The sequence below is a fragment of the Flavihumibacter solisilvae genome, assembly GCF_000814475.1.
In the GTDB taxonomy this organism is placed as follows: Bacteria; Bacteroidota; Bacteroidia; order Chitinophagales; family Chitinophagaceae; genus Flavihumibacter; species Flavihumibacter solisilvae.
This window is the reverse complement of record NZ_JSVC01000009.1, coordinates 92736-116436: the sequence shown is the minus strand read 5'-3', so window position 1 is coordinate 116436 and position 23701 is coordinate 92736. Positions and strand designations below refer to the sequence as shown.

Here is a 23701-nt window from a genome sequence, read left to right as displayed (position 1 = left end):
GCGTTTTTTACTTTTGAACTTTTAATATTGAATCTTGCTTACCGTCCACCTTCATAACCTCATTTTTTACGGTTACCACGGCTTGTATGCCGGCGAAGAAAAAGCCGGCAACGACTTCGAAGTAAGCCTGGATGTGAACTATGAAGCTTCAGAGGACCGGTATAACAATCTGAAGTACCTGGTTAGTTACGAAGAGGTGTACCGCATCGTAAAGGAGCGGATGCATGTGCCGGCTCCATTGCTTGAAGAGCTGGCAGACGCCATCATCCGGCAGATCCGTGAGCGCTACCAGCAGGTGACTTCTGTCCGGATCACGATTTATAAACTTAATGCACCGATTGAAAGTTTTCACGGCAAGGCAGGCATAACCCTTTTTAAGCAGTTCAGCTGAGACAATGGTAGGGCATGGTAATCAGATTACCTTGCCCTTCCATCTTCCACTGCGTATATACATGTATGATAGGGTGAACATGATTCCCCAGTATAACCATTCAGACATCCAGCCATAAGTAATCGGCAGCTGGTAAACCTCAAGTACCACAAAGACATACAGGCTGTAAAAACAGATTGCCACTACTTCAATCATCAGGTTGATCCGCGTGTTACCTGTGCCCGTTACGGAATTCAGCCATACATTGGCAAATGACATGATCACCAGTGCAAGCGAAACAATTCGCAGCACCGGTATCGCATCAGCAATAAACTGATCACCCTGTCCATACAATGCCAGGAATGCCTGCGGGAAAACATTCAGCATTATACACAGGATCAGGGAGAAACTCATACTCAGCTTCACGATGCTTACAATGAGTGCTTCAACCCGTTCCTGCATACCCTGGCCGATAATGTTACTTACCATCGTGTTGGCAGTGGCTGCGAAAGCCCAGGTGAATACACCGAAAATGCCGAAGATGTTCCGCATGGTATTGGAAATGGCGAGTGCACGTTCGCCATGGTGTTCCACAAGCACGTAAAAGAATTCCCAGCTGATGATGCTGATGGCATACTGGAAGATCAGTGGCGACGACTGAACAAGAACCAGCCGCGTTTCATCTGCATTGAACTTAAGATCACGATACAGTCCCAGTTGCTTGCTGATTCCCTTCCATTCGATCACGGAAAATACGACGAACATGCCCAGGAACTCTGCAATAATGGAGGCGATTGCCGCGCCATTGAAACCGATTTCGGGCAACCCCAACTTACCGTAGATGAGGCCATAATCGAGCACGATATTGGCGATGGTTTCAGCCATTGTTCCCCAGATCAGGTATTTGCTCTGGTTCGTTCCGACAAGCAGCGCATTCCGCATCTGGTAGATGTACAGGAAGGGTAGTCCCCAGATGCGTATATACAGGAAGTCCACACATTTGGCGGTGAGAACATCTGATTTTAATGCCAGTCCCAATATATATGGTGCAAGCAGGTAAGTGATCAGGATCCCAAGTGCCGCAAATGCAAGCGAGATATACACACCCTGGATGAAAAGCTTACCTATTTCGGAAACCCGGTTTTGCCCCGCCCTTCTTGAAATCAATGCCTGGAGGCCGTTGTTGAGACCGAAGCCAATGACTGCGAAGATCAGGTAGAATACCCCGGTAATACCCGCTGCGGCCAGCGACTCTTCTCCGAGTCCGCCGAGGAAAACATTATTCGTTACAAAATTGATCTGCGGGATAAAAATGGAAAAACTGATCGGTAGTGCAATGGAAAGAATCTGCCGGTTGCTGGTATTAACCCGTAGATCTGAAATGGGAGCTGAGCTGGACATAAAGCCCGAAAATAATGCTATTATTGCAGCCATTGATATGGTTTATACTACAAGATTTGATGTTTCATTCAGCGATGTGGCTAATCCCGCAGATCATACCCTGCTGTTGCAGGTTCATGATACCGGCGTTCAGCTGTTTGCAGTAAATGAAAAATGCCAGCCGGTTCTATATAAGAATATCCAGTTCGACAGTAGCAGCATGGAGTTCGGAACACCCCTTACTGAATGGCTGAAAGAACAAAAGGACTGGTTGAACGGGTGGGGCAGACTGGTGGTGGTTCACTACGCTCCGCAGGCCGCAGTGGTACCTGCTGCCCTTTATAGTGTCGACAATGGCAAGGAGCTCCTGGACATCCAGTTCGGTGACCTTTTCCGCGGCACTTTGCTGGCAGAACAGGTTCCCGGAAGGAATGATTATACTATCTATCGCATACCGACCTCGTTATACCAGGAATTGTCTGCCATTCACGCGAAGGTGCAGCACAGGCACCTGTTTTCGTTATGGATTGCATGGCTCGACAAGCAACATGCCTCCGCCAACGGCGACGTATACCTGCTGTTTGAAACCTCCCATGTGGCAGTTGCCGTCCGGAAGCACGAGTGGGTGCTGATGCAGCTGTATGAATACAATGTTCCTGAAGATGTAAGCTACCAGGTGTTACATGCGCTGGAACAACATGAACTTTCACCACAGTCCGTAAACCTGCATGTGGATGGCTGGATTGACAAGGATTCTGCACTTTACCTGGAGCTGTTCAAATATTTCAGGAATATCCGGACGGCACGTGTCCCTGATAGTATGGAAGTTGACATCAGCAGGCTGCAGGAGCAACCCGAACATTATTTCACTCCCTTAATGCAAATGGCGACATGCGTATAATTAGCGGAAAGCTGGGCGGGCGCAGGGTGAATCCACCTTCGAAGATGCCGCATACGAGGCCTACTACTGATATAGCAAAGGAGGGACTCTTCAATATCCTGCAGAACAATATAAATTTTGAAGGCATAACTACACTCGACCTTTTTGGGGGCACCGGCAGCATCAGTTATGAACTTGCTTCAAGGGGAGCTGCTGACCAGACCATAGTAGAGAAAGATCCTTCCATGCATGCCTTCATCAAGAAGACTGCTGAGAGCTTTGGGCTCACACAGCTCAAAGTGATCAGGATGGATGTGTTCAAGTTCATCGATGAATGCAACCAGCAATTTGATTTCATCTTTGCCGGTCCACCATATGCACTTGAGACCATTGATGACTTGCCCAGGAAGATTGTGGAGAAAAACCTGCTGAAGCCGGGTGGTATGTTTGTCCTCGAGCACACGCCGCGAAACAACTATGCGGAATTTGATAAGTTCGTTTCCGAAAGGAATTACGGGACCACCCTGTTTTCATTTTTCATCAACCGCTGACCGCTGACATGTCAAAGCCGATTTTTATTACAGGCATCGGAACCGGGATAGGAAAGACGCTTGTTTCTGCTATCGTGACAGAAGCGCTGCAGGCCCATTACTGGAAACCTGTGCAGGCAGGGTTTGCTGATGGCACCGATACGGGTTGGATTAAGGCAAACACCAGTGAATCAACTGTCGTTCATCCTGAGGTTTATAAACTCGCCATGCCTGCATCTCCTCATATCGCTTCACGTGAAGAAGGAGTGGAGATTGACATTGACAGGATTGTTTCCAATAAGCCGCAAAGCAAATGTCCGTTGGTAGTGGAAGGTGCGGGGGGCTTACTCGTTCCTCTAAACGACAGCCAGTTTGTGGCCGACCTTGTTATAGCCCTGGACGCAGCTGTGATCCTTGTCAGCCGGAATTACCTGGGCAGCATCAATCATTCCCTGCTCACAGCAGAAGCCTGCCGGGTCCGCGGCATCCCCGTGATCGGCTGGATCTTTAACGACCACTTTGGAAGTTATGAAAACGAGATTGCGGGGTGGACGAAATTGCCTGTACTCGCTTCCATTCCATTCACTGACCATTGTGACAGGGATTTTGTCCGTGACCAGGCGAATAAGATCCGTTCATCGCTCACTCATTATATATGACGAAGGCTGCATTACGAAAGCATTACAGGGAAAAGAGATTGTTACTCGGAGATCACGGGAGAAATCGCATGGACGACCTCCTGCTGATCAATTTCCAGCAATGGGAGATCCCGGATCATGTGCAAACCGTGTTGTCCTACTGGCCGATAAAAGAGAACGGGGAGGTGAATACTTTCCTGGTGACAGATTTCATGGAATTCAGGATTCCGGGAATGCAATTGTGCTATCCCGTCAGCGATTTCCGGCATAATCACCTCCAACCTGTTGCCGTGAATGATGATACAAATTATAAGCGGTCAGAGTTTGGAATAGCGGAGCCTGTAGATGGGCAACCGGTACCGGTACACGAGATCGACATGGTGATCGTTCCCCTGCTGGCGTTTGACCTGAAGGGTTACCGGCTGGGATATGGCCGCGGGTTTTACGACAGGTTCCTGGCAACATGCCGGCCAGACGTGATCCGCGTTGGATTCAGCTATTTTGAACCTGAGCCTGCACTACCGGGCATCGATCAATATGATATACCTTTATCTGCCTGCATAACTCCAGAACAGATTTATGAATTTTAATTTTCCCTTGCTGAAACCGTTGCGGATCATTCTCTTTCCTTTTTCACTTGTGTACCTGTCGGCGGTAGCTATCCGCAATTTCCTGTACGACAAAAAGCTGCTTCAGTCGTCATCATTCGGGCTGCCCATAATCTGTGTCGGAAACATCGCAGCAGGGGGCACAGGAAAGTCACCAATGGTGGAATACCTGCTCCGGACATTCGGTTCAGAGTACCAGCTGGCAACACTGAGCAGGGGATATAAAAGGAAGACACGTGGTTATGCGCTGGCAACATCTTCCACCACAGCACTCGAGATCGGGGATGAACCTATGCAGTTTCACCTCAAGTTTCCCAAAGTTTCAGTAGCAGTGGGAGAAGAAAGGATTGTGGCTGTACCGCAGTTGCTTCATGACCGTCCATCGACCCAGGCAATTGTTCTGGATGATGCCTTTCAGCACCGTGCCATTAAGGCGGGGATGAATATTGTACTGACGGATTTTAATAACCTCTATACACGCGACTGGTACTTGCCTACCGGCGACTTGCGGGATGAAAAGCGCAGTGCAAAAAGAGCGGATATCATTATCGTGACGAAGTGTCCCGAAGACCTGGAGAGCGAACAGGCAGATGCCATCAGGAAGGAGATTGCGCCACACGCCGGCCAGGAAGTCTTCTTTTCCACTATCCGGTACGGTGAGCTTTATCACATTGTCAATAATTCGCATTACGGGATAACGCCGGATGTGGAAGTGTTGCTGGTCACCGGCATTGCAAATCCCAGGCCACTTAAAAACCTGCTTGCTGACCGGGCTCATTCCTACGATCAGCTGGTGTACAGCGATCATCACATCTTCAGCATCGATGACCTTAATGAGATCTCAAAGCGCTTCAGCCAGCTCACGGGAGCGCATAAAATTATACTGACAACGGAGAAGGATGCTGTAAGGCTCGTGAAATTTGAACAGGAACTCAGGCAGCTTCCCGTGTATGTGCTACCGGTCGAAATGCAGTTTTTGTTCGGAAACGCTGATCGGTTTAACACATTAATCGGTACATTTATTAAGCAATTTTCAGCCAGTGCTTAATAGAAAAGAATGAGTAAAAAGAATCAAGGTAAAAAGAAAGAGAAGAGCAAATCCAACGCTGCTAATATTGTAAAAGGAAGGCTTGATGTGACCCGTAGTGGTATGGGGTTTGTGATTGTGGATCAGCTGGAACAGGACGTTCTGGTAAGACCCAATGATTTTAATACAGCCATGCACGGTGATACCGTAATGGTAAAGATAAAACAACCGGCCCGTCACAACGGGCGGATGCAGGGCGAGGTTACCGAAGTGCTGGAAAGAAAGCAGAATATCTTCATGGGAAGGCTTGAGGTCAGTAAGACTTTCGCCTTCTTCATCTCCGACAGTGATAAACCGATGCCGGATATATTTATCCCCCTCAGCAATCTTAATGGTGCAGTGAATGGTGCGCGGGTATTGGTTAAAATGGTGGAGTGGGAGCCCAATAAGAAGCCCCTGGGTGAAGTGATCGAAGTGCTGGAAGAAATAGCCGAGAATGATCTCGATATGCGTGAGATCATCATTGAAAATGGTTTCCCGATGGCTTTTTCAGAAGAAGTGCTTGAGGAAACAGCCCGCATTCCGGAAATACTTTCAGGTTCCGAAATTGCAAAGCGACGCGACTTTCGCGATACACTTACTTTCACGATTGACCCCGTTGACGCAAAGGATTTTGATGATGCATTGTCCATCCGCAAAGTGAAGAGCGGTTTTGAGATCGGGGTTCATATTGCTGATGTCAGTTATTATGTGGAACCCGATACCTCACTCGATAAGGAAGCATACCAGCGGGCGACCTCTGTATATCTGCCTGATCGCGTTAATCCCATGTTGCCTGAGAAGATTTCAAATGAATTGTGTTCACTGCGGCCGCTTGAAGACAAATTCACTTTCTCAGCAGTGTTTCGCATGTCTGATAAGGGTGATGTAAAAGATTACTGGCTCGGGCGCACAGTAATCCATTCCAATCACCGGTTCACTTATGAAGAAGTGCAGGAGATCATTGAAAGCGGTGACGGGTTATACAAAGAAGAAATCCTGTTGCTGAACAAGTTTGCCCAACGGTTCCGCAAGCAACGGTTCAAGAAAGGGGCAATCAATTTTTCATCGCAGGAAGTGAGGTTCAAACTGGATGAAAACAGGAAACCGATTGGCATCATGGTGAAAGAAAGCAAGGAAGCACACCAACTCATCGAGGAATTTATGCTGCTTGCCAACCGTACGGTTGCGGAGCATGTTGATAAGTTTGGCGAATCGGCAAAGAAGAAACTGCCATTTCCATATCGAGTGCACGACCAGCCGGACGAAGAGAAGCTTGCGCCGTTTGCAGCATTCGCAAGGAAATTCGGGCATAGTTTCGATACACGTTCACCGGAGCAGATCGCTGAGTCCTTTAACCAGCTGTTGAAAGATGTGGCGGGTAAGCCCGAACAACATGTGCTGGAGCAGCTTGGGATCAGGACAATGGCCAAAGCAATCTATACGACGAAAAACATCGGTCACTATGGATTGGGCTTTGAACATTACTGCCACTTTACATCGCCCATCAGGAGATATCCTGATGTAATGGTTCACCGCACATTGCAGGATGTGCTGGATGGAAAATTTGCGCCGGATAAAAAGATGGAAGAGAGATGTAAGCATAGCAGCGAACGGGAGCGTGCTGCAATGGAAGCGGAGCGGGCAGGCAATAAATACAAGCAGGTTGAATACATGCAGAATTTCCTCGGTGAAGAATTTGATGGCGTGATCAGTGGTGTGTCTTCATTTGGATTCTGGGTGGAAACAGTTGAACATAAATGTGAGGGCCTCGTGAGCATTGCCAGCCTTTCGGAGTATGATGATTTCAGTCATATCGAAAGCGACTATATGCTCGCCGGGCGTCGCACCGGCCGGATGTTCCGGATGGGCGACCGCGTACGCATCACCGTTATAGCAGCAAACCTCGAAAAACGCCAGCTGGATTACGAATGGGTGATCACCTCCGCGTTAAAGGAAGAAACGGGTGAAAGCAGGTACCAGAAAAGGGTTACTGCAAAAGCAACAGAGAAAAAAGGTTCCCGCAAGTCAAAGAAAAAATAGGAATGTCTGAGTCAGTCAGTTTAAACAAATTCATTAGTGATACCGGTTATTGTTCCCGCAGGCAGGCAGACGAACTGATCCGCGCCGGTCGGGTTTTACTTAATGACAAACCGGCCCAGCCGGGTAACCGCTATACGCCAGGTGACCAGGTGGAAGTCGATGGAAGCCTGATCACGCCTGATAAAAAAGAGAAACCGGTTTACCTCGCTTTTCATAAGCCCGTAGGAATAACGACGACCACCGAAGAGCAGGTCCGCGATAATATCATCAGCTACATCAATTATCCAAAGCGGATCTTCCCCATCGGGCGGCTTGATAAAGATTCATCAGGACTCATCTTTCTCACTAATAACGGTGATATCGTTAACAAACTACTTCGTGCCGGAAACGAACATGAAAAGGAATATATCGTTCGTGTAAATAAGCCGCTGGCCACCGGGTTTGCAGAGAAGATGTCAGGCGGTGTTCCACTGTCGGAGGGGCGAACGCTTCCATGCAAGGTGCAGGTACTGGGACGGCAGCAATTCAGGATCACGCTCGTACAGGGACTCAACCGGCAGATCCGCAGGATGTGCGAATACCTTGGGTACAGTGTAATGACCCTGCAGCGCGTAAGGATCATGAATGTGCAACTTGGGAAACTAGCCATCGGGAAATGGCGTTACCTCAGCGATACTGAACTTTCCGCACTATTGGAATCCATCAAACATTCAACCGGCATTGCTCCCAAAAAAGTGAAGACCGGAAGAAAAATTCCGGCTTCGCATGCGCCGAAATTTGCGCGACCTGGTAAACCGGCGCAGCCCGGTAAACCGCTGCAAACTGGCAAACCGGTGCAGCCGGCAAAAGCTGCAAAGCCTGCCAAATCCACAAAGCCTGCTCAAACTGCCAAGACGCCGGTGAAGCAGGAAAAGGATAAAAAGCCAATAGGGAAATATAAGGCGTTCCGGCAGAAAGGCAGGTCGCGGTAATTGATATCTAAGCCACTGTTTCCCGTTCTTTTAAATTCATTACCATTTTGAGAACCCGGAATGATTTGTCCTGGAACACCATGTCGGGGATCGTTTCATCTGTAAACTGAAAGCCGATCTTTTTATAACAGTTTGCGGCGGCCACATTACTCTCGAGTACAAAGAGGCAGATGTTCCTGGGGTTGTGCAGCCGTACACATTCATCGACAAGTTCCCGCACGAATCTTTCTCCAAGGCCCTTTCCCCGCTTGGCCTGGTCACCCACCAGGATCCTTCCCAGCCTTGGAGAGTGTTCATCATTTGTAATTATTTCACCGATCGCAACCGGTTCATTCCGCTGGTCATAACCGATATATAGTTGTTTATGGGGATGATCGAGACGGTGCCGGTTAATCTGCGTCGGAGTAAGCGGATAGGTCCAGCTCGAACCGGCAACCTGGAATAGTGTTGTGGCATCAGTAATCCACGACTGCAGGAGGAAGAAGTCTTCCTCTGTATATTTCCGGATCATTTCATATCTAAGTTAACCTTCAAATTGCTGGTGAAATTGGGGCAGGATCCTGCTTTTGGCAGCTTGTTCGAAGTCATAGGACATGGCGATTAGTTGTGGTTCAGTATATGGCCCGCCGAAAAATGATAATCCTACCGGCAGACCATACACGAGTCCAGCAGGCACGGTGATGTGCGGATAACCGGAAACAGCAGCAGGCATGGTCAGGAAAACATCGCCCCAACGATCGCCGTACCAGCGGTCGATGCTGCATGACGGTCCCATCGTAATACCACAGATTGCATCGAGCCTGTTGTCTTTCATTACTTCGTCGATAATTTTCCTGGAACCGGTATTGCTTTTTGCAAGTGATTCTTTGTATTCAGGCGAATCGAGTCCACCCAGCTTTTCACAGGCCTCAAGTGTATCCTGTTTGAAATAGGGCATTGCCTTGTCCTCGTTGGCTTTATTGAAATCGATGACTTCCTTCAAAGACCGAACCCGTGCGTTGGCCGTCGACAGGTATTTGTTGACCCCATGCCTGAACTCAAATTTCAGTACGGCAAATTCATGGTCGCCCATCTGGGAGATTTTATCGAGGTATTCGATCTCTATAATTGTTGCGCCCCGCTGCTGAAGAAGATCCCTGCATTTTTGTAACAGTGAGTGAATGAATTGGTTTTCACCAGGCAATTTTTTTTCGATCCCGATCCGTTTTCCCTGCAGGGCATTGGCCTGGAGGAATGTTGTGTAGTCGGCATGTACTTTTCCCTGGTTGTCATGCGTGGCTTCATCTTCATCATCCCTGCCGGCCAGGATCCCGAGCAGGATGGCGGCATCACGTACCGTTCGGCACATGGGACCAGCCGTGTCCTGGGTGTGGGAGATCGGGATTATTCCGGACCGGCTCACCAGTCCGACCGTAGGTTTAATCCCAACGATGCCGTTAACGGCTGATGGACATACGATGGATCCGTCTGTTTCAGTGCCCACCGCAATGGCGCAAAGGTTCGCGGCGATGGCAACGCCTGAGCCGGAACTGGAGCCGCAGGGATTGTGGCTAAGAAGGTATGGACTTTTTGTTTGTCCGCCCCGGCTGCTCCACCCGCTGCATGACTTCGAAGAACGGAAGTTTGCCCACTCGGAGAGGTTAGTCTTGCCGAGAATAACAGCACCTGCGTCTCTCAATTTCTTAACGAGGAAAGCATCCTTCGAGGCAATATTTCCTTCCAGTGCCAATGATCCTGCAGTTGTCTGCATTTTGTCTGCAGTATCTATATTGTCTTTGATCAGCACGGGAATCCCGTGAAGCGGTCCGCGGATCTTTCCGTTCTTCCTTTCTTCATCAAGCTGACTGGCGATAGTAAGCGCGTCCGGGTTCACTTCAATGACGGATCGGAGTACCGGGCCGTTTTTATCAAGTGCTTCAATCCGGCTGAGGTATTTCTGCGTTATTGAAAAAGATTTGAGTTCGCCTGAAGCCATTTTTTCCTGGAGACCATCGATGGTAATTTCATTCAGGTCGAATTCATTCGTAGTTGCGATCTTCCTGGATTCGTCGTTGGTTACGTCGGTACAGCCAGGCAGGGTTGCAATGGAGAGCGACAGCCCTGCCAATGATCCATTCTTCAGGAAATTCCGTCTGTTCATTTGATAGGAGTTAGTTGTTTGTTTGCCCTTGCGCTCATGAATGCCTCCAGTCCTTTCATCGCCTTTGACCTGATCTTGCGCCTGATATAAGGTGTCCATCCCAATAGCAGGCCTGCTGTAAATCCAAGCGCCTGCCGGGCCCAGTTATAGAATTCGAACTGGTCAGTCTGCCTCGATATTTTTCCATTTGCGAACTCGAAAGCGGAATGGATCCTGTTTACCACTTTTTCGCCGGTTGCTGAAAATGTGTACTCGGCTACCCATTCTGCTGAGCCCCTGGAATCATCTGCCCGGATGCTATCAAAGCTGATGACGAGGTCCTTCGCTTTCAGCAGCAGCATTTCCCACATGGCCCTGACTTCATCGGCATCAAGGTCAATGAAGACAGGATCATTGAACCTCGCATTGTCCGAATAACAATGTTGCATACCCTTATAGTCTTTCTGCTGAAAGCAGGTATAGAAATAAGTCAGAAGGACTTCATTGGGGTGCATGTGCAGGGATTTATGCTTCTGCCAGTTCTTTTATTTTTTGTGCGGCACGATCCGCGAATTCAACGGATGCTTCGTAAAAACTTTCACCGTTGGAGAGTAGTGAAAAATCGCCGACCCTGATGGATAGCAGCGTTGTTGTGCCGTTGTCTTTCAGGATATAATGGTAGGCAATATCACCGGGCGACGGAAGCTTTTCCCAGGTTGATACATAAAGCGATTGCTGGAGGTATTGCTCAGGCTCCCAGGCGGTGACAGTAAGGGTCGTGAACTTGTCAGGTTCTATGGTCCATTTGATCTCTGTTCCCATTTCCAGCCTGCTTTCATTAAAGTCCTTAGGAAGGTCATCCCATGACCTTATGTAGTCGGGACTTACCAGAATGTCCCAGACCCGGCCCCGTTCTGCATGAATGATTATGGTAGTTTCAGCGAACATAAATCTGGAAATGAATTTACCGAATATTTTTAAGTAGTGAACAACATCAGCGGCCTTTCCTCGCCCGGCCAATCGATCAGTTTGCTGAATCGGAGTCCCAGCTTCAAAACCAGTTTTATGGAAGCATCATTGTCCTGCGTTGTTATTGCGACGATTTTTTGCAGGCCAAGCTGTTCCCGCCCGAATGCCAGGATTGCACTGGCCGCCTCATAGGCATAACCCTGACCCGCAAACGAAGGGAGAAAAGCAAACCCGATGTCAACATCTTCCAGTTGCTCGCGTTTGATAAGGCCGCAGATTCCCAGTACCGTACCATCTTTTTTCAATGACACCCGGTTGATTCCGAATCCGTTTTCACGATAACTTTTCATCGGTCCATCCTGCACATATTTTTCGGCGTCTTCAATTGTCTTTACGCCCCTGTCGCCAATGTATTTCAACCATCCCGGGGAATTGAGTAATTCAAGCAGAAATGCTGCGTCTTTGGTGCTGAGCTGTGAAAGGACCAGGCGTTCAGTCTGCAAAACCTTCATGGAAATGGCTTTTCCCAAATATACTTCATATCGCAATGGATGCATCTCATCCTTCATTTCAGGCATTTCACACCTTATGACGTTAACCTGTATGCGTTTTTGGAATAACTATGCACACTGAACGACGACAACCTTATTACTATGAATATCTTTACACGCTTCAAAGCCATGGGGAGGCTTTTGATTTGGCTTCCCCTTATTCTTACCTGCCTCACTGTTAAACTGCAGGCGCAGGAAGAACTGATCGGTCTCTCTTCGAATGGTGGACAGGAAGGCAAGGGAACGGCCTTTTCCATCATGACCAACGGCACCGGTTTTTCCATTATCAAAGGATTTGCAGACTGGGGCGCAGGCCCACTGGGTCACCTGGTTCGCGGCGCGGACGGCAACATGTACGGCACGTCTTACCAGGGCGGTACCTATGGACACGGGACTATTTTCAAGGTCACGTCTGCCGGTGTTGTTACGGTGCTGAAACACCTTAACCTCTCGGTTGATGGCGGTTATCCCAAGGGGAGCCTGTTGCTGGCTTCGGATGGCAATTTTTATGGAACAGTTAGTGGCGGCAGTCCCAATAATGGCGGAGCCATCTTCAGGATTACCCCGGCTGGTGTATATACGATCGTCAGGAGCCTTAGCATCAATACGGATGGCGGAAGGCCCGCAGGATCGCTGATCCAGGCGACAGACGGCAATTTATACGGATTGAATTATGCAGGCGGCGCTTCGAGCTACGGCACGATCTTCCGGTTGTCCTTAACAGGTGTTTACACCGTTCTCAAAGTTTTCAATAACGTGGATGGAAGTAATCCTTATGGAAGCCTGGTCCAGGCAACGGACGGAAATTTTTATGGAATGACTTATGGCGGTGGTGCGACGAAGTTTGGAGTGATCTTTAAAATGACGCCCGCAGGTGTTTACACAATATTGCGTTCTTTCAATGGCACCACAGACGGTGGTTACCCGTTGGGAAGCCTGGTGCAGGGTAAGGATGGACTATTGTACGGAATGGCCACTGCACGTGGCGGCTTTTCAAATGGGACAGTTTTCAAAATCAGCACCGCAGGCGTTTTTACCTTGTTGAAGGCCCTGAGTGCGACGGTTGAAGGAGCGGGCCCAGAAGGTCATTTGATCCAGGCCAGTGATGGCAATTTTTATGGAATGACAGCATATTCCAGTGGCGGAACAAACGGAACGGTTTTTAAGATGACGCCTGCCGGCGTGATCACCGTGTTGAATAAATTCGTTTCAGCTACAACTGGTGCGGGCCCCGCCGGCAGTTTGTACCAACACACCGACGGGAATTTTTACGGCATGACCAACTCCGGTGGAACTAATTTTTATGGAACGATATTTAAGATAACTCCTGCCGGTGTAACTACGGTGATCAGTCACCTCAGTGGTGCATCGCATGGTAACGAGCCGCAGGACAGGCTGGTCCTGGGAAAGGATAGCGCCTATTACGGCACCACCCGCTTTGGGGGAACGAAAAACCACGGCACAATCTTTAAGATCTGCGGAGGAATTACCAGCGTATTACGTCATCTCGATAAGAACATCACGGGAGGTAACCCGGTTGGTAGTCTTCTGAGAGCTACTGACGGCAACTTTTATGGTACTACCGAAACAGGCGGTACAAATGGCGCTGGTACGATTTTCAGGATCACCCCGACAGGCGCATTAAATGTTATCAGGCACCTGGTAGCTAACACTGATGGCGGTTATCCCAAAGGATCGCTGGTACAGGGCACAGATGGCGCTTTATACGGAATGACAAGTTCCGGGGGAACCGGGGCAGGGGGAACCGTGTTCAAAATCACTACTGCTGGTGTGTTTACAGTGCTCAGGCATCTGGCTTATGCCACTGATGGCTCAAATCCCGAGGGTGACCTCGTGTTTGGGAAAGACGGGAATCTCTATGGCATGACCTACAATGCCAGCAGGTTTTTCCGGGTAACCACTGCAGGAGTTTTTACAGTGTTGACAACCTTCAATTCCACTACGCAGGGATCATACCCGACGGGCGGACTGATCCTGGCTAAAGACGGAAATTTTTATGGAACGCATACTACCGGTGGTACAAACCGGGGCGGCACAATTTTCAGGATCACTACGGCGGGTGCGGTTACTGTCCTCAGGCACCTGAATCCTGCAACAGATGGAAGTGTGCCGAAAGGGACCCTGTTGCAGGCAACAGACGGAAACCTGTATGGCCTGACATCTGCGGGCGGCACGTTTAATTCCGGAACAATTTTCCGGGTTACAACAGCCGGTGCATTTACGGTGTTGCGCCAGATGAATATAGCTACTGACGGTGCTGCTGCTTTCGGTGGAGTGATACTTGCGCCTAAGAATAACCTGGTTGCATTGCCGCAGGCCAATCTCGCCCTTAAAGAAGACGGCACCCTGGCAGTTGTTCTGAAGGGTACCGGAACCACAACTCCAGTTTTCAATATCGCGGTAGCTCCCAGGAATGGCACACTTACAGGTACTGGTGCAAATCGTGTTTATAAACCAAAGTTGAACTACAATGGTCGGGATTCATTTGCGTTTACTATCTCTGTTGGATGCCTGAGTTCAAAGCCGGCGTATGTTTCATTTAATATCGCAGCGGTAAATGATACACCGGTACTTGCACCCATCGGGCCCAAAACAGCAACAAGGGGAGTGGCTATGACTTTCCGTGCGACAGCCACTGATGTGGATGCAGGGCAAACGAAAACATTTTCCCTGCTTACACCACCAGCAGGTGCTTTGATCAATGCAACGACAGGCACGTTTACCTGGACTCCTGCCGCAGCCGGAAAATTTAGTGTGAAAGTTCGCGTGACAGATAACGGATCTCCTACGTTGTATGATGAAGAGACGGTAGTGGTTACCGTGGCAAACCCACCAACTGGACTGGCTTCAGGATCCGGTGCGATGACCAAAACGGGAATCGTTCAAACCAACACACTCTATCCCAACCCGGTTAGCGGGGGGCAATGCAGCATTGTCCTTGAAGAAAATTTTGAACACGTAAACACGATCATTACAGATACCAAGGGTACTGAGGTATTGCGTAACATACATTCCATCGCAGGTGGAAACAGGCTGGACCTTGATGTGGCTAAGTTGCGGCCAGGTATTTATATCGTACAGGTGAGAACTGAAAACTCCCAGCAGAGTTTCCGCTTCATAAAACAATAAAAGCAGTTAGTACAGGTTGGTTTTCTCAGCATTCCGGGGCTATAACAGGCTCCGGTTTGCTTTTTTAAGCCGGTACCTATAAACCAATTTCCTGTTTTGTTTTTTTGGGAAGCTTTGACGCTACCAGGTTGTAGGATTGATTAATAAAGTGTTCCCATTCTTTACGGGTCAGTTTGCTGATGTCTTCAACCATTACCCAAAAATAACGGCCAAGGTGAGGGGCTTTTGTAAAGCCTTCACGACTGCACATCTCATCAAAATCTTCTTCAGGAACTTTAAATGTTGCATTCGTCGGATCGCCTTCGAGGGTTGTAATCAGGTACATTTTAGCGCCTACATTAAAACAAAGGTGGTCTTCCCACTTGATGTCTTCCGTTGTTCCTTTCAGCTTCGAGGAAATTTCTCTAAGGATATCGATTGTCATCTTTGTAAATAGTTATTGACTTTTGAAAACCCGGTTCATGATTGTGAAGTCAGCTCCACCCACACCTGTAGAATCATTCAGCCGGACGCCATAAAATCTGCCTGTATAATTATAAATGTTTAGTTGGGTATTTCCGGTAATGGTCAGTCCGGTCAGGAATGCTCCCTGGCCCTGGGGAATGGGAGTGAACGTAAAAGGCGTTGTCAGGTTACCGTTTGTTGCGGACAAATACACCATGTTTTCATTATTGGCAGCGGCATTTTCTTTTACACTCCAACTGCCAACAACTCCACTGTTCAGGTTGCAATTCTGCAAAATTAGTTTTCCATCTTCGCGAAAACGGTAGATCGTGTTTTGTCCACATGCGTTGGCTAAGAGTGGCACCGTTCTGCCGGCAATGGGAGGCAATGGTGAGCCAGCTACGAGGTGTACAGTATCGTAGTAAGTATAGGTAGTATCATAGTCCTCGTTAAAATACCAGTTCACGGTAGTGAGGTTCTGGAATTCAGCAGGGATGTCAATCTTGTCCGGGTCCGAATCATCTTTGCTGCAGGCAAAAAATGTAAATACTATGGCAGACAGGAGCGGGATGATTTTTTTCATAAGCAGCTGGTAGCTTGTCGCTAAAAATACATAAAAGAGCGGTATGTTATTCCCTGCCCGGTTTTGCGCCTGGTAACCGTCCTTTGAGCCAGGTGATCTGCCCTCTGTGATTTGACTCGTGCTCGCAAACATGGAACCATTTCCAGTAGGTATTGAATTTCTCTCCACGACCGAAGTCAGGATCAACGGCAAGAAGCCAGGTGTCGTCGCGTTTTTTGAACTCTTCGAGTGTTCTGTTCCGGACTTCCGTAATCAGGTCGATGTAATATTTCAATTCCTTTCCCTTAATGTTTTGTCTTCCTGCGTCACCAAGATTTAACCCCGCGTCCCAGAGCTTTTTTTCTTCTGCATTGAATTCATTTCTTTTTTCAAATGAATTGATCTGGTACCATTTTTCAACCGCACCAAGGTGCATAAGCAGTGCTCCGATAGTGTTGGCATTCGGGTCGTGCAGGTGATCAAGTTCTGACATGGACAGTGACTTTGTTGTCCTGACGATCGTATCGCGGTTGTAATTAAGCATGGAAACCATTGTACCAATATGGGGTGTATACCCCTCCATAGGTCCGATCACATACAGACCTTGTCCATCGGTCGCAGCTGCCTGCTCTTTCGCCCATGCAGGTACGCCGGCACCAGCAATTACCGACGACAGCAACAACGACTTCCGCAAAAACTCCCTCCGCCCTCCGGTTGGTGCAACTCTCTTCATAACAGGAACTTTCTCCTAAAATACCGTTTTTTCGCCCATTCTCACCCGACGGGTGGGACCCGACGGGTGAAAAAAAGCCCCGCAGGGATTTTGCGGGGCTGAGGTTATTGGTTCTGTTGGTTTAGACGAATTTGGTGACACCGGGAACCGCAACGGCGTAGTAACCATCGGAGTTTGGAAGTACGGGCGGTGTGGCGTCCCAGGCATAGGATTTCGGCGCCAGGTCGATGCCGCTGTTGATTGCTTTATCCCACTCAACGATCTGGCCACTGTAGGTAGCCATCCGACCGAGGATAGAAGTCATTGTGCTTTTTGCGCCATTTTCGGCGTCTGCGAACAGGTACTGACCTTTTGCAATAGCAGCAAACAATTCATCATGTTCAACCTGGTAGGGGTTAGGATCATTCTTTCCAGAGTGCTTGAAAAGTGATTTGCCCTTGCTGTCAACGATGTTTGCAGCATTGCAGTAAATTTTGCCCTTTGTCCCGATCAGCAGCTCGTCAACACGGCTCATTGTTCCGGGAATATGACGGCACTGGCTATTAAGGATGGAGCCATCCGCATAAGTGAATTCTACGAAGTGGTGGTCAAAGATTTCACCATGATCTTTTCCCTTTCTCACCTGGCGGCCTCCCATACCCTGTGCTTTCACCGGGTAGCTGCCTTTGAACCAGTTAATTACATCGATATTATGGATATGCTGTTCGTTAATATGATCACCGCAAAGCCAGTTGAAGTAATACCAGTTACGCATCTGGTATTCCATTTCGTTCTCGTCTGCCTTACGTTCGTGAACCCATACACCGTCATTATTCCACCATGCCTGTGCGGAAATGATATCACCGATCAGGTCTTTACGTTTGAAAAGTTCGCGGTATGAATTCTGGTAATGACGCTGTAATCCAACAACTACGTTCAGTTTCTTTTGCTTTGCAACAGCGGCGGCTGCCAGCACTTTCTGTACACCAGCAGGATCAACTGCGACGGGTTTCTCCATGAACACATGTTTTCCCTGTTTGATCGCCTCTTCAAAATGAACTGGCCTGAAACCGGGAGGTGTAGTCAGGATCACCACATCTGCGAGAGCAATTGCTTTCTGGTATCCGTCGAAGCCTGTAAATTTCCTTTCCTCCGGAACGTCGATCTTATCCTTTACATTAGGAACGGCACTTGTCCAGTCAGAAATGTCATCAGCTGAAAGAATTTTATAACAGCTGTCGAGGCGGTCGCGGAACGCATCAGCCATGGCAACCAGGCGAACATTCTGTTTGCTCAGCATTGCCTGCATGGCAGCACCGGTTCCCCGGCCACCACAACCAACCAGGGCGACTTTAATCACATCGGACGAACCGGAAAAATAATTTGCATTGGAGATAAGTGGAGCAGCCATCAGTCCACCTGCGAGTATACCCGACTGTCGTACAAATTCCCTGCGGGAAGTTTCTTTTTTGTTGGAAGCATCGAATGTCATGTTCAGGATTTATGTATTGTCTAAAATATTGAATTTTGGGCGCCAGCTGTTGTACTTTTTTACTCTTATTTACCTAAATATTGCTCAAAGAAGGCTTTTGCTGCTTCCGGTGTCGGCTGCTGCTGCGGCCTTACAATGCGGAATCCGACGGAACCGGCATCGGTAAGCCACCACTTGCTCTTTGGGATCTGGGGATCCCGGCGATTCCAAGAGGGATCTGATTTTATCCTTCCGGCACAGCGAAGGGTGGTAGCCTCATCGCTAAATCCACCTCCTTTCAGCACTTTCGGATAACGGGAAGAACTGAATGGTGGCTTTGGGTCAGTGACCCCTTTCTCCAATTTTGCAAGGGCATCTTCATTGTAGTGATCGAGCGTCCACTCACTCACATTTCCGAGCATGTCATAAAGTCCCCATGCATTTGGTTTTTTCTGGCCGCTCTTATGAAATTTATTCTCGCTATTACTACTGTACCATGCGTACTGTGCCAATTGCTTTTCGTCGTTACCGAAATAATATTTCCCGCTTGCACCGGCCCTGCAGGCATATTCCCATTCCAGCTCTGTCGGCAGCCGGTAAAAAGTGCCCGTTTTTTCGTACAGCCAGCGACAATACATCAGTGCTGCATATTGACTGAGACTATTTACAGGGTATCCGCCTTCTTTGCCCATCCCCAGGCTGAAATCGATATATTGGGGACTAGGACGCGTAACTGCGTCCACCGCAGAATTCTGGCTAGTTTTGTCATCTTTGTAAAACACATCAAATGCATCACGGCTTACTTCCATCGAAGCCATCCAGAATGCAGATAAGCGTACGGTTTTACCAGGTCCTTCATCTTTATTCCGGTCCTTTTCCGAAACCGGGCTACCGGGAGTGAAGTCGCCGGCGGGAATCGGAACCATTTCAAAACTGATGTCTGAACCGGGAATGGATTGCTTGTATGCCTTAAAGGATTCACTGCTTTGCGCAGATGAAAAAAGTGGAAAAGCAAGGCTGACAAAAACGAGTGATGTGGCAGAGGTTAATAGAGATCTTCTCACAACAAATTCGATTAATAATTTTCCCAAGATAAGTTATAATTAGTTACGGGGCAGATTGCTTCCAGTAGTTCCGGAACAACCGGTTACTATATGTTTTCAGTTTTCCGTTTTCCAGTTCGGCGATCAAAAAGCCCGCCTGTAGCCGCTTTGAGAGCTTCCTGGCTTTTTTTAGCGGCATTATGCTGCATGCTTTTGTGAGCCAGTCGGCGGTAGTGCAATCGTTTGCGATAACTGTAACATTCCGGCTGCTGGTAAGGCCATAACCGGTTCGCGGATCGATCACATGTGAATATTTTTTACCGTCATGGACCATATACTGGTAAATGTTTCCTGAAGTCGTCACTGCTTTATTCTGAATATGCAGAGTCTTGGTCAAAAGTTGCTCACCATTATCCGGCACATTGATTCCAATGTTCCATCCGGCCGCCCCTGGTGGTGTGCCGATACAGATGATATCGCCGGAAACATCTACAAGCGCACCAGTGATTCCCGCAGAAGAAATCAACCTGATTACCTGGTCGGCAATATAGCCCTGTGCAATTCCCCCAAAGTCAAGCTGCATATATTCTTCCAGGAGCACAACCTTTCGTGTCCTGGCATCCAGGACAATCTTGTCTGACCCGATAAGCTGCAGTTTTGCAGTCACCGTTGAGTCAGCTGGCCATTGTTTTTCTTTTCTTGCACGGCGCCAGAGGCGTGACAATGGACCTAACGTGATATCGAAACTTCTTTCGCTGAGGCGGTATGCCTGCAGGGAAATTTCCAGCAGTTCGAATAACGCCGGCGACACAATGAAGTACTGCCCCGGTTTGCCTGCCGTTGCGCATAACCTGTTTACTTCACTGCTGTCGATATAGTCACTGAAGATCAGCACAAGCGAATCGACCAGGCTGAAGCAACGTTGTGAAATCGTCGCTGCCTGTAAGCTGTCACGAGCATACATAGTGATCCCGAATGGAGATCCCATCTTTTGTTCTGTAAAACGAAATCTCTGTAGGTGAAGATTATCGTTGATCTGCGTTTGTGCCCCACAGTTACAGGTGGTAATTAACAGAAGCGCAGCAAAAATTAACCTGTTAAACAATATATTTACTTTTTAAAACGGAAACCCGGTAAATTTAAGACTCAAACCGATTTGCATGCAAAGAAGAAAATTTGTTCAGCAGTCACTGCTCGCAGGTGGCGCACTTTTTACATCCGCATCAGCTATGGCCAAAAATGATAAATTAAGGTTGGAAGATCTCGCAGCTGAGAAACCTTTCCAGTTGAATTATGCCTTTCACGACGGGATGTTTAAAAACCATGCGGGAAATGACTTCGTTGAACAGATTAAATTTGGGCACAGCATGGGCTTCAGGGCGATTGAAGATAATGGCATGATGTCAAGGTCAGTGGCAGATCAGAAAAAGATCGGTGAAACCCTTGCAAAGCTGGGAATGACTATGGGCGTTTTTGTTATTACTTCACAGAACTGGCATTGGAAGACTTCCCTCACTACCGGCAAGCAGGAGTTCCTGGACCTGATGATCAAAGATTGTAAGGAAGCTGTTGAAGTTGCTAAAAGATGCGGTGCAAAATGGATGACTGTGGTTCCGGGAAACTATGACCGCAGCCTGTCAACCGAATTCCAGACATCAAATGTTATCAATGCACTGAGAAAGGCATCCGACATACTGGCACCTCACGGGCTAGTTATGGTTCTTGAAGCACTTAGCGACAACCCGGACCTGTTTTTACGTCATTCGGACCAGACCTTCATGATCTGCCAGGCAGTAAACAGTCCGTCGTGCAAGTTTCTTTTTGATATGTACCACATGCAGCGCAATGAAGGCGATATCATCAAGAACATTGACCGGACATGGAGCGAGACCCCATATTTCCAGATCGGGGATAATCCTGGCCGTAATGAACCGGGAACAGGTGAAATGAACTACCGCAACATTTTCAAACATATTCACGGAAAGGGATATAAAGGTGTACTCGGAATGGAACATGGAAATGCAGGTGCCGGCAAAGAGGGTGAACTTGCGCTTATCAAAGCCTACCGGGAAGCAGATACTTTTTAATTTCCCTTTACCTTTTCCTATAACCCGAAGTCCGCATTACATGAAAAAAATATTCCTTGCCATCCTGATCATGGGTTCCGGTTTATGCGCCGTTGCACAGACCTTTCAGCCCGATTGGGAAAGTCTCGACAAACGCAAAGTTCCTGACTGGTTCAGCCACGACAAATTTGGAATTTTTATTCATTGGGGCGTTTATTCTGTCCCGGGATGGAGCGGCAAAACCCAGTATGCGGAGTGGTATCAGAATGGTTTGGAATCGGGCGATACGGCAAGGATTAAATATCATAAAGCGAGGTTCGGCAACCGCTCTTACTATGATTTGGCCAAAGATTTCAAAGCGGAGTTATTTAACCCGGATGAATGGGCCAGTCTTTTTGAAAGATCCGGTGCGAAATATATTGTATTAACAAGCAAACACCACGATGGTTATTGTCTTTGGCCCAGCAAAACTGCCAGCCAGACCTGGGGCTTTCCCTGGAATGCAAAAGAAACAGGGCCCAACCGTGATCTTTTAGGAGAACTGTTTGCTGCGGTAAGAAAAACGTCGGTACGTCCCGGAATGTATTATTCACTCTATGAATGGTACAACCCGTTATGGAAAACGGACAGGACGCGATATGTCAACGAGCATATGTGGCCGCAAATGAAAGAACTGGTCAATACCTATAAGCCCGATGTCTTCTGGACTGATGGTGAGTGGGATGCTCCGGCCGAAACCTGGAGAAGCCAGGAATTCCTTGCCTGGTTATACAATGAAAGCCCCGTGCGTAACAGCATCGTAACCTACGATCGTTGGGGAAGTGGGGTTCGCTTTCATCACGGAAGTGTATATACACCGGAATACCAGCCCGACCTTGACTTCGAGAATCACGCCTTCGAAGAGAGCAGGGGAATGGGGCACAGCTATGGTTATAATCGTGGTGAAGATGCATGGGATTATAATTCTACGCAATCATTGGTCGTAGCGCTGGTGGACAAAGTCAGCAGGGGCGGAAATTTCCTGCTCGATATCGGACCCGATGAACACGGTAAAATTCCACCGATCATGCAGGAAAGATTACTGCAGATTGGTGACTGGCTGAAAGTAAACGGTGAGGCAATCTATGGCACATCCCGCTGGCGCACCCCATCACAGGGCCGCGATCTGTATTACACCTGGAACAGCAAAACGAATTCACTGTATGTGATCTTTCCAAAATATCCGTCAGACCGGAAGCTGACTTTAAAGAATCTCACGCTTCCCAACGGTACACTTGTAAGGATGCTGGCAACCAATGAACACGTTTCATACCGTAATGAATCAGGTAATCTTGTTATCAATCTGCCTGAGTATGATCCGAACAGTTATTCTTCGCCTTATGCCTATGCCATCAAGATCCTGGACTTCGGCACATTTGCAGAGAAGCCTGTTATGAATGTCCTGTACCCCGATGGTTCCCTGCAGCCAATCATCCAGTTTACCACCGCTACCACAAACCACGATGAGATCCGGTATACCACTGACGGCACAGAGCCAAATGATAGTTCAATCCTCTATATGGGACCTGTCGCACTGGAAAGATCTGCTACCATCAAGGCAAAAAGATTCCGTCATGACCAGCTGCCAAGCAATACGGTAAGCAACGAGGTGAAACGTTATGAATGGCAGAAGCCGGTGAAACGGAAAAAGCTGTCGCCCGGTATCAGCTGGAAATATTTCGAGCCTGAAGGAAAAATTACGTTGAATTCCATCGAAACATCCAAACCGGTCAAACAGGGTACTGCCAGTGAAATTTCGGAAAAGGTTAAAGTACGTGCAGAAAAATATGCACTCTCTTTCGATGGATATATAAACATCAAGGCCGACGGGATTTATGAATTTTTCACCCTTTCGGACGATGGCAGCAAACTGTATATTAATGACCAGGAAACAGTTAACAACGACGGCGAACATGGTTCGGTGGAAAAGTCGGGAGTGGCCGCACTTAAAAAGGGCTATCACCGGATCAGGGTGGTGTACTTTGACAGCGGCGGTGGCAATGAGCTGAAAGTATACTGGAGTCCGAATGGTGGACAAAAGGATCTGCTACCCGCCGGGATCCTGTTTTCAGAGCCCCGTTAATGTTTT

The 23701-nt window shown here is 48.2% G+C and carries 23 protein-coding genes; 11 read left to right on the top strand and 12 right to left on the bottom strand.

Features of this window, described 5'->3' with window-relative positions; translation table 11 throughout:
• The first annotated feature begins 34 nt into the window (after positions 1 to 34).
• On the top strand, positions 35 to 391 hold the full coding sequence (locus OI18_RS08525) for a dihydroneopterin aldolase (RefSeq protein WP_039138983.1): 357 nt from the start codon (positions 35 to 37) through the stop codon (positions 389 to 391).
• Between the two features lie 21 nt (positions 392 to 412).
• Here the strand turns inward: OI18_RS08525 and OI18_RS08520 are convergent, their stop codons facing one another.
• Positions 413 to 1771, bottom strand: coding sequence for an MATE family efflux transporter (locus OI18_RS08520; protein WP_039138982.1), 1359 nt, complete (start codon positions 1769 to 1771; stop codon positions 413 to 415).
• Here OI18_RS08520 and OI18_RS08515 point away from each other — a divergent pair.
• From OI18_RS08515 to rluF, 7 genes are read left to right on the top strand one after another with little or no spacing between them, the layout of a single operon-like run.
• Positions 1752 to 2651 carry a DUF3822 family protein gene (locus tag OI18_RS08515; RefSeq protein WP_039138980.1) on the top strand — a complete coding sequence of 300 codons (900 nt, stop codon included), beginning with the start codon at positions 1752 to 1754 and terminating at the stop codon, positions 2649 to 2651. The two genes, OI18_RS08520 and OI18_RS08515, sit on opposite strands and share 20 nt — an antisense overlap.
• Complete coding sequence (locus tag OI18_RS08510) at positions 2642 to 3181, top strand: RsmD family RNA methyltransferase (RefSeq protein WP_039138977.1); 540 nt, start codon at positions 2642 to 2644, stop codon at positions 3179 to 3181. Before OI18_RS08515 ends, OI18_RS08510 begins: the two co-directional genes overlap by 10 nt.
• An 8-nt stretch (positions 3182 to 3189) precedes the next feature.
• A complete protein-coding gene (gene bioD / locus OI18_RS08505) occupies positions 3190 to 3819 on the top strand; it encodes a dethiobiotin synthase (RefSeq protein WP_039138975.1) in 630 nt (209 codons plus the stop codon).
• Positions 3816 to 4388 carry a 5-formyltetrahydrofolate cyclo-ligase gene (locus tag OI18_RS08500; protein WP_039138972.1) on the top strand — a complete coding sequence of 191 codons (573 nt, stop codon included), beginning with the start codon at positions 3816 to 3818 and terminating at the stop codon, positions 4386 to 4388. The genes bioD and OI18_RS08500 overlap by 4 nt, the downstream gene beginning before the upstream one ends.
• Positions 4378 to 5454 carry a tetraacyldisaccharide 4'-kinase gene (gene lpxK, locus OI18_RS08495; protein ID WP_039138970.1) on the top strand — a complete coding sequence of 359 codons (1077 nt, stop codon included), beginning with the start codon at positions 4378 to 4380 and terminating at the stop codon, positions 5452 to 5454. The genes OI18_RS08500 and lpxK overlap by 11 nt, the downstream gene beginning before the upstream one ends.
• A gap of 9 nt (positions 5455 to 5463) precedes the next feature.
• On the top strand, positions 5464 to 7515 hold the full coding sequence (gene rnr / locus OI18_RS08490) for a ribonuclease R (RefSeq protein ID WP_039138969.1): 2052 nt from the start codon (positions 5464 to 5466) through the stop codon (positions 7513 to 7515).
• 2 nt (positions 7516 to 7517) lie between these two features.
• Positions 7518 to 8486, top strand: coding sequence for a 23S rRNA pseudouridine(2604) synthase RluF (gene rluF, locus OI18_RS08485; RefSeq protein WP_072038979.1), 969 nt, complete (start codon positions 7518 to 7520; stop codon positions 8484 to 8486).
• Positions 8487 to 8493: 7 nt separating this feature from the next.
• Here the strand turns inward: rluF and OI18_RS08480 are convergent, their stop codons facing one another.
• From OI18_RS08480 to OI18_RS08460, 5 genes are read right to left on the bottom strand one after another with little or no spacing between them, the layout of a single operon-like run.
• Positions 8494 to 8997 (bottom strand): GNAT family N-acetyltransferase, encoded by a 504-nt coding sequence (locus OI18_RS08480; RefSeq protein ID WP_039138966.1) that lies wholly within the window; start codon positions 8995 to 8997, stop codon positions 8494 to 8496.
• A gap of 12 nt (positions 8998 to 9009) precedes the next feature.
• Positions 9010 to 10626 (bottom strand): amidase, encoded by a 1617-nt coding sequence (locus OI18_RS08475; protein ID WP_039138963.1) that lies wholly within the window; start codon positions 10624 to 10626, stop codon positions 9010 to 9012.
• On the bottom strand, positions 10623 to 11120 hold the full coding sequence (locus tag OI18_RS08470) for a nuclear transport factor 2 family protein (protein ID WP_039138961.1): 498 nt from the start codon (positions 11118 to 11120) through the stop codon (positions 10623 to 10625). The genes OI18_RS08475 and OI18_RS08470 overlap by 4 nt, the downstream gene beginning before the upstream one ends.
• 10 nt (positions 11121 to 11130) lie before the next feature.
• Positions 11131 to 11553: an SRPBCC domain-containing protein gene (locus OI18_RS08465; RefSeq protein WP_052273003.1), complete on the bottom strand. Its 423-nt coding sequence runs from the start codon at positions 11551 to 11553 to the stop codon at positions 11131 to 11133.
• 29 nt (positions 11554 to 11582) lie between these two features.
• On the bottom strand, positions 11583 to 12143 hold the full coding sequence (locus tag OI18_RS08460) for a GNAT family N-acetyltransferase (RefSeq protein ID WP_240312739.1): 561 nt from the start codon (positions 12141 to 12143) through the stop codon (positions 11583 to 11585).
• 84 nt (positions 12144 to 12227) lie between these two features.
• Here OI18_RS08460 and OI18_RS08455 point away from each other — a divergent pair, with 84 nt between their 5' ends.
• On the top strand, positions 12228 to 15275 hold the full coding sequence (locus OI18_RS08455; protein WP_039138960.1) for a choice-of-anchor tandem repeat GloVer-containing protein: 3048 nt from the start codon (positions 12228 to 12230) through the stop codon (positions 15273 to 15275).
• A 76-nt stretch (positions 15276 to 15351) separates the two neighbouring features.
• Here OI18_RS08455 and OI18_RS08450 read toward each other — a convergent pair whose 3' ends face one another.
• The 6 genes from OI18_RS08450 to OI18_RS08425 all read right to left on the bottom strand — a co-directional run bounded on the left by OI18_RS08450 (position 15352) and on the right by OI18_RS08425 (position 20495).
• Positions 15352 to 15699 carry an MmcQ/YjbR family DNA-binding protein gene (locus tag OI18_RS08450; RefSeq protein WP_039138958.1) on the bottom strand — a complete coding sequence of 116 codons (348 nt, stop codon included), beginning with the start codon at positions 15697 to 15699 and terminating at the stop codon, positions 15352 to 15354.
• A 12-nt stretch (positions 15700 to 15711) separates the two neighbouring features.
• The gene (locus tag OI18_RS08445) at positions 15712 to 16302 is read right to left on the bottom strand and encodes a hypothetical protein (RefSeq protein ID WP_039138956.1); all 591 of its coding nucleotides are present in this window, start codon (positions 16300 to 16302) and stop codon (positions 15712 to 15714) included.
• Positions 16303 to 16348: 46 nt separating this feature from the next.
• Entirely contained in the window at positions 16349 to 17014 is a 666-nt protein-coding gene (locus tag OI18_RS08440) for a DinB family protein (protein WP_039138954.1), read from the bottom strand.
• Positions 17015 to 17135: 121 nt separating this feature from the next.
• A complete protein-coding gene (locus OI18_RS08435; RefSeq protein ID WP_039138953.1) occupies positions 17136 to 18485 on the bottom strand; it encodes a Gfo/Idh/MocA family protein in 1350 nt (449 codons plus the stop codon).
• A 65-nt stretch (positions 18486 to 18550) separates the two neighbouring features.
• A complete protein-coding gene (locus OI18_RS08430) occupies positions 18551 to 19528 on the bottom strand; it encodes a formylglycine-generating enzyme family protein (RefSeq protein WP_052273027.1) in 978 nt (325 codons plus the stop codon).
• Positions 19529 to 19571: 43 nt separating this feature from the next.
• A complete protein-coding gene (locus OI18_RS08425) occupies positions 19572 to 20495 on the bottom strand; it encodes an FAD:protein FMN transferase (protein ID WP_039138951.1) in 924 nt (307 codons plus the stop codon).
• Between the two features lie 172 nt (positions 20496 to 20667).
• Here OI18_RS08425 and OI18_RS08420 point away from each other — a divergent pair, with 172 nt between their 5' ends.
• Positions 20668 to 21594, top strand: coding sequence for a hydroxypyruvate isomerase family protein (locus OI18_RS08420; RefSeq protein ID WP_039138949.1), 927 nt, complete (start codon positions 20668 to 20670; stop codon positions 21592 to 21594).
• 40 nt (positions 21595 to 21634) lie between these two features.
• Positions 21635 to 23695, top strand: a complete 2061-nt coding sequence (locus tag OI18_RS08415) for an alpha-L-fucosidase (protein WP_052273002.1) — start codon at positions 21635 to 21637, stop codon at positions 23693 to 23695.
• Positions 23696 to 23701: the final 6 nt, after the last annotated feature.

Bases quoted from the DNA above. Each gene is read 5' to 3' on its own strand.
- rluF (WP_072038979.1), top strand. From the start codon at position 7,518: ATGTCTGAGTCAGTCAGTTTAAACAAATTCATTAGTGATACCGGTTAT.
- OI18_RS08460 (WP_240312739.1), bottom strand. From the start codon at position 12,143: ATGAAGGATGAGATGCATCCATTGCGATATGAAGTATATTTGGGAAAA.
- OI18_RS08470 (WP_039138961.1), bottom strand. From the start codon at position 11,120: ATGCACCCCAATGAAGTCCTTCTGACTTATTTCTATACCTGCTTTCAG.
- OI18_RS08515 (WP_039138980.1), top strand. From the start codon at position 1,752: ATGGGAGCTGAGCTGGACATAAAGCCCGAAAATAATGCTATTATTGCA.
- OI18_RS08420 (WP_039138949.1), top strand. From the start codon at position 20,668: ATGCAAAGAAGAAAATTTGTTCAGCAGTCACTGCTCGCAGGTGGCGCA.
- OI18_RS08415 (WP_052273002.1), top strand. From the start codon at position 21,635: ATGAAAAAAATATTCCTTGCCATCCTGATCATGGGTTCCGGTTTATGC.
- rnr (WP_039138969.1), top strand. From the start codon at position 5,464: ATGAGTAAAAAGAATCAAGGTAAAAAGAAAGAGAAGAGCAAATCCAAC.
- bioD (WP_039138975.1), top strand. From the start codon at position 3,190: ATGTCAAAGCCGATTTTTATTACAGGCATCGGAACCGGGATAGGAAAG.
- OI18_RS08465 (WP_052273003.1), bottom strand. From the start codon at position 11,553: ATGTTCGCTGAAACTACCATAATCATTCATGCAGAACGGGGCCGGGTC.
- OI18_RS08500 (WP_039138972.1), top strand. From the start codon at position 3,816: ATGACGAAGGCTGCATTACGAAAGCATTACAGGGAAAAGAGATTGTTA.
- OI18_RS08425 (WP_039138951.1), bottom strand. From the start codon at position 20,495: ATGGGATCTCCATTCGGGATCACTATGTATGCTCGTGACAGCTTACAG.
- OI18_RS08475 (WP_039138963.1), bottom strand. From the start codon at position 10,626: ATGAACAGACGGAATTTCCTGAAGAATGGATCATTGGCAGGGCTGTCG.
- OI18_RS08440 (WP_039138954.1), bottom strand. From the start codon at position 17,014: ATGAAGAGAGTTGCACCAACCGGAGGGCGGAGGGAGTTTTTGCGGAAG.
- OI18_RS08450 (WP_039138958.1), bottom strand. From the start codon at position 15,699: ATGACAATCGATATCCTTAGAGAAATTTCCTCGAAGCTGAAAGGAACA.
- OI18_RS08510 (WP_039138977.1), top strand. From the start codon at position 2,642: ATGCGTATAATTAGCGGAAAGCTGGGCGGGCGCAGGGTGAATCCACCT.
- OI18_RS08435 (WP_039138953.1), bottom strand. From the start codon at position 18,485: ATGACATTCGATGCTTCCAACAAAAAAGAAACTTCCCGCAGGGAATTT.
- OI18_RS08445 (WP_039138956.1), bottom strand. From the start codon at position 16,302: ATGAAAAAAATCATCCCGCTCCTGTCTGCCATAGTATTTACATTTTTT.
- OI18_RS08480 (WP_039138966.1), bottom strand. From the start codon at position 8,997: ATGATCCGGAAATATACAGAGGAAGACTTCTTCCTCCTGCAGTCGTGG.
- OI18_RS08455 (WP_039138960.1), top strand. From the start codon at position 12,228: ATGAATATCTTTACACGCTTCAAAGCCATGGGGAGGCTTTTGATTTGG.
- OI18_RS08520 (WP_039138982.1), bottom strand. From the start codon at position 1,771: ATGTCCAGCTCAGCTCCCATTTCAGATCTACGGGTTAATACCAGCAAC.
- lpxK (WP_039138970.1), top strand. From the start codon at position 4,378: ATGAATTTTAATTTTCCCTTGCTGAAACCGTTGCGGATCATTCTCTTT.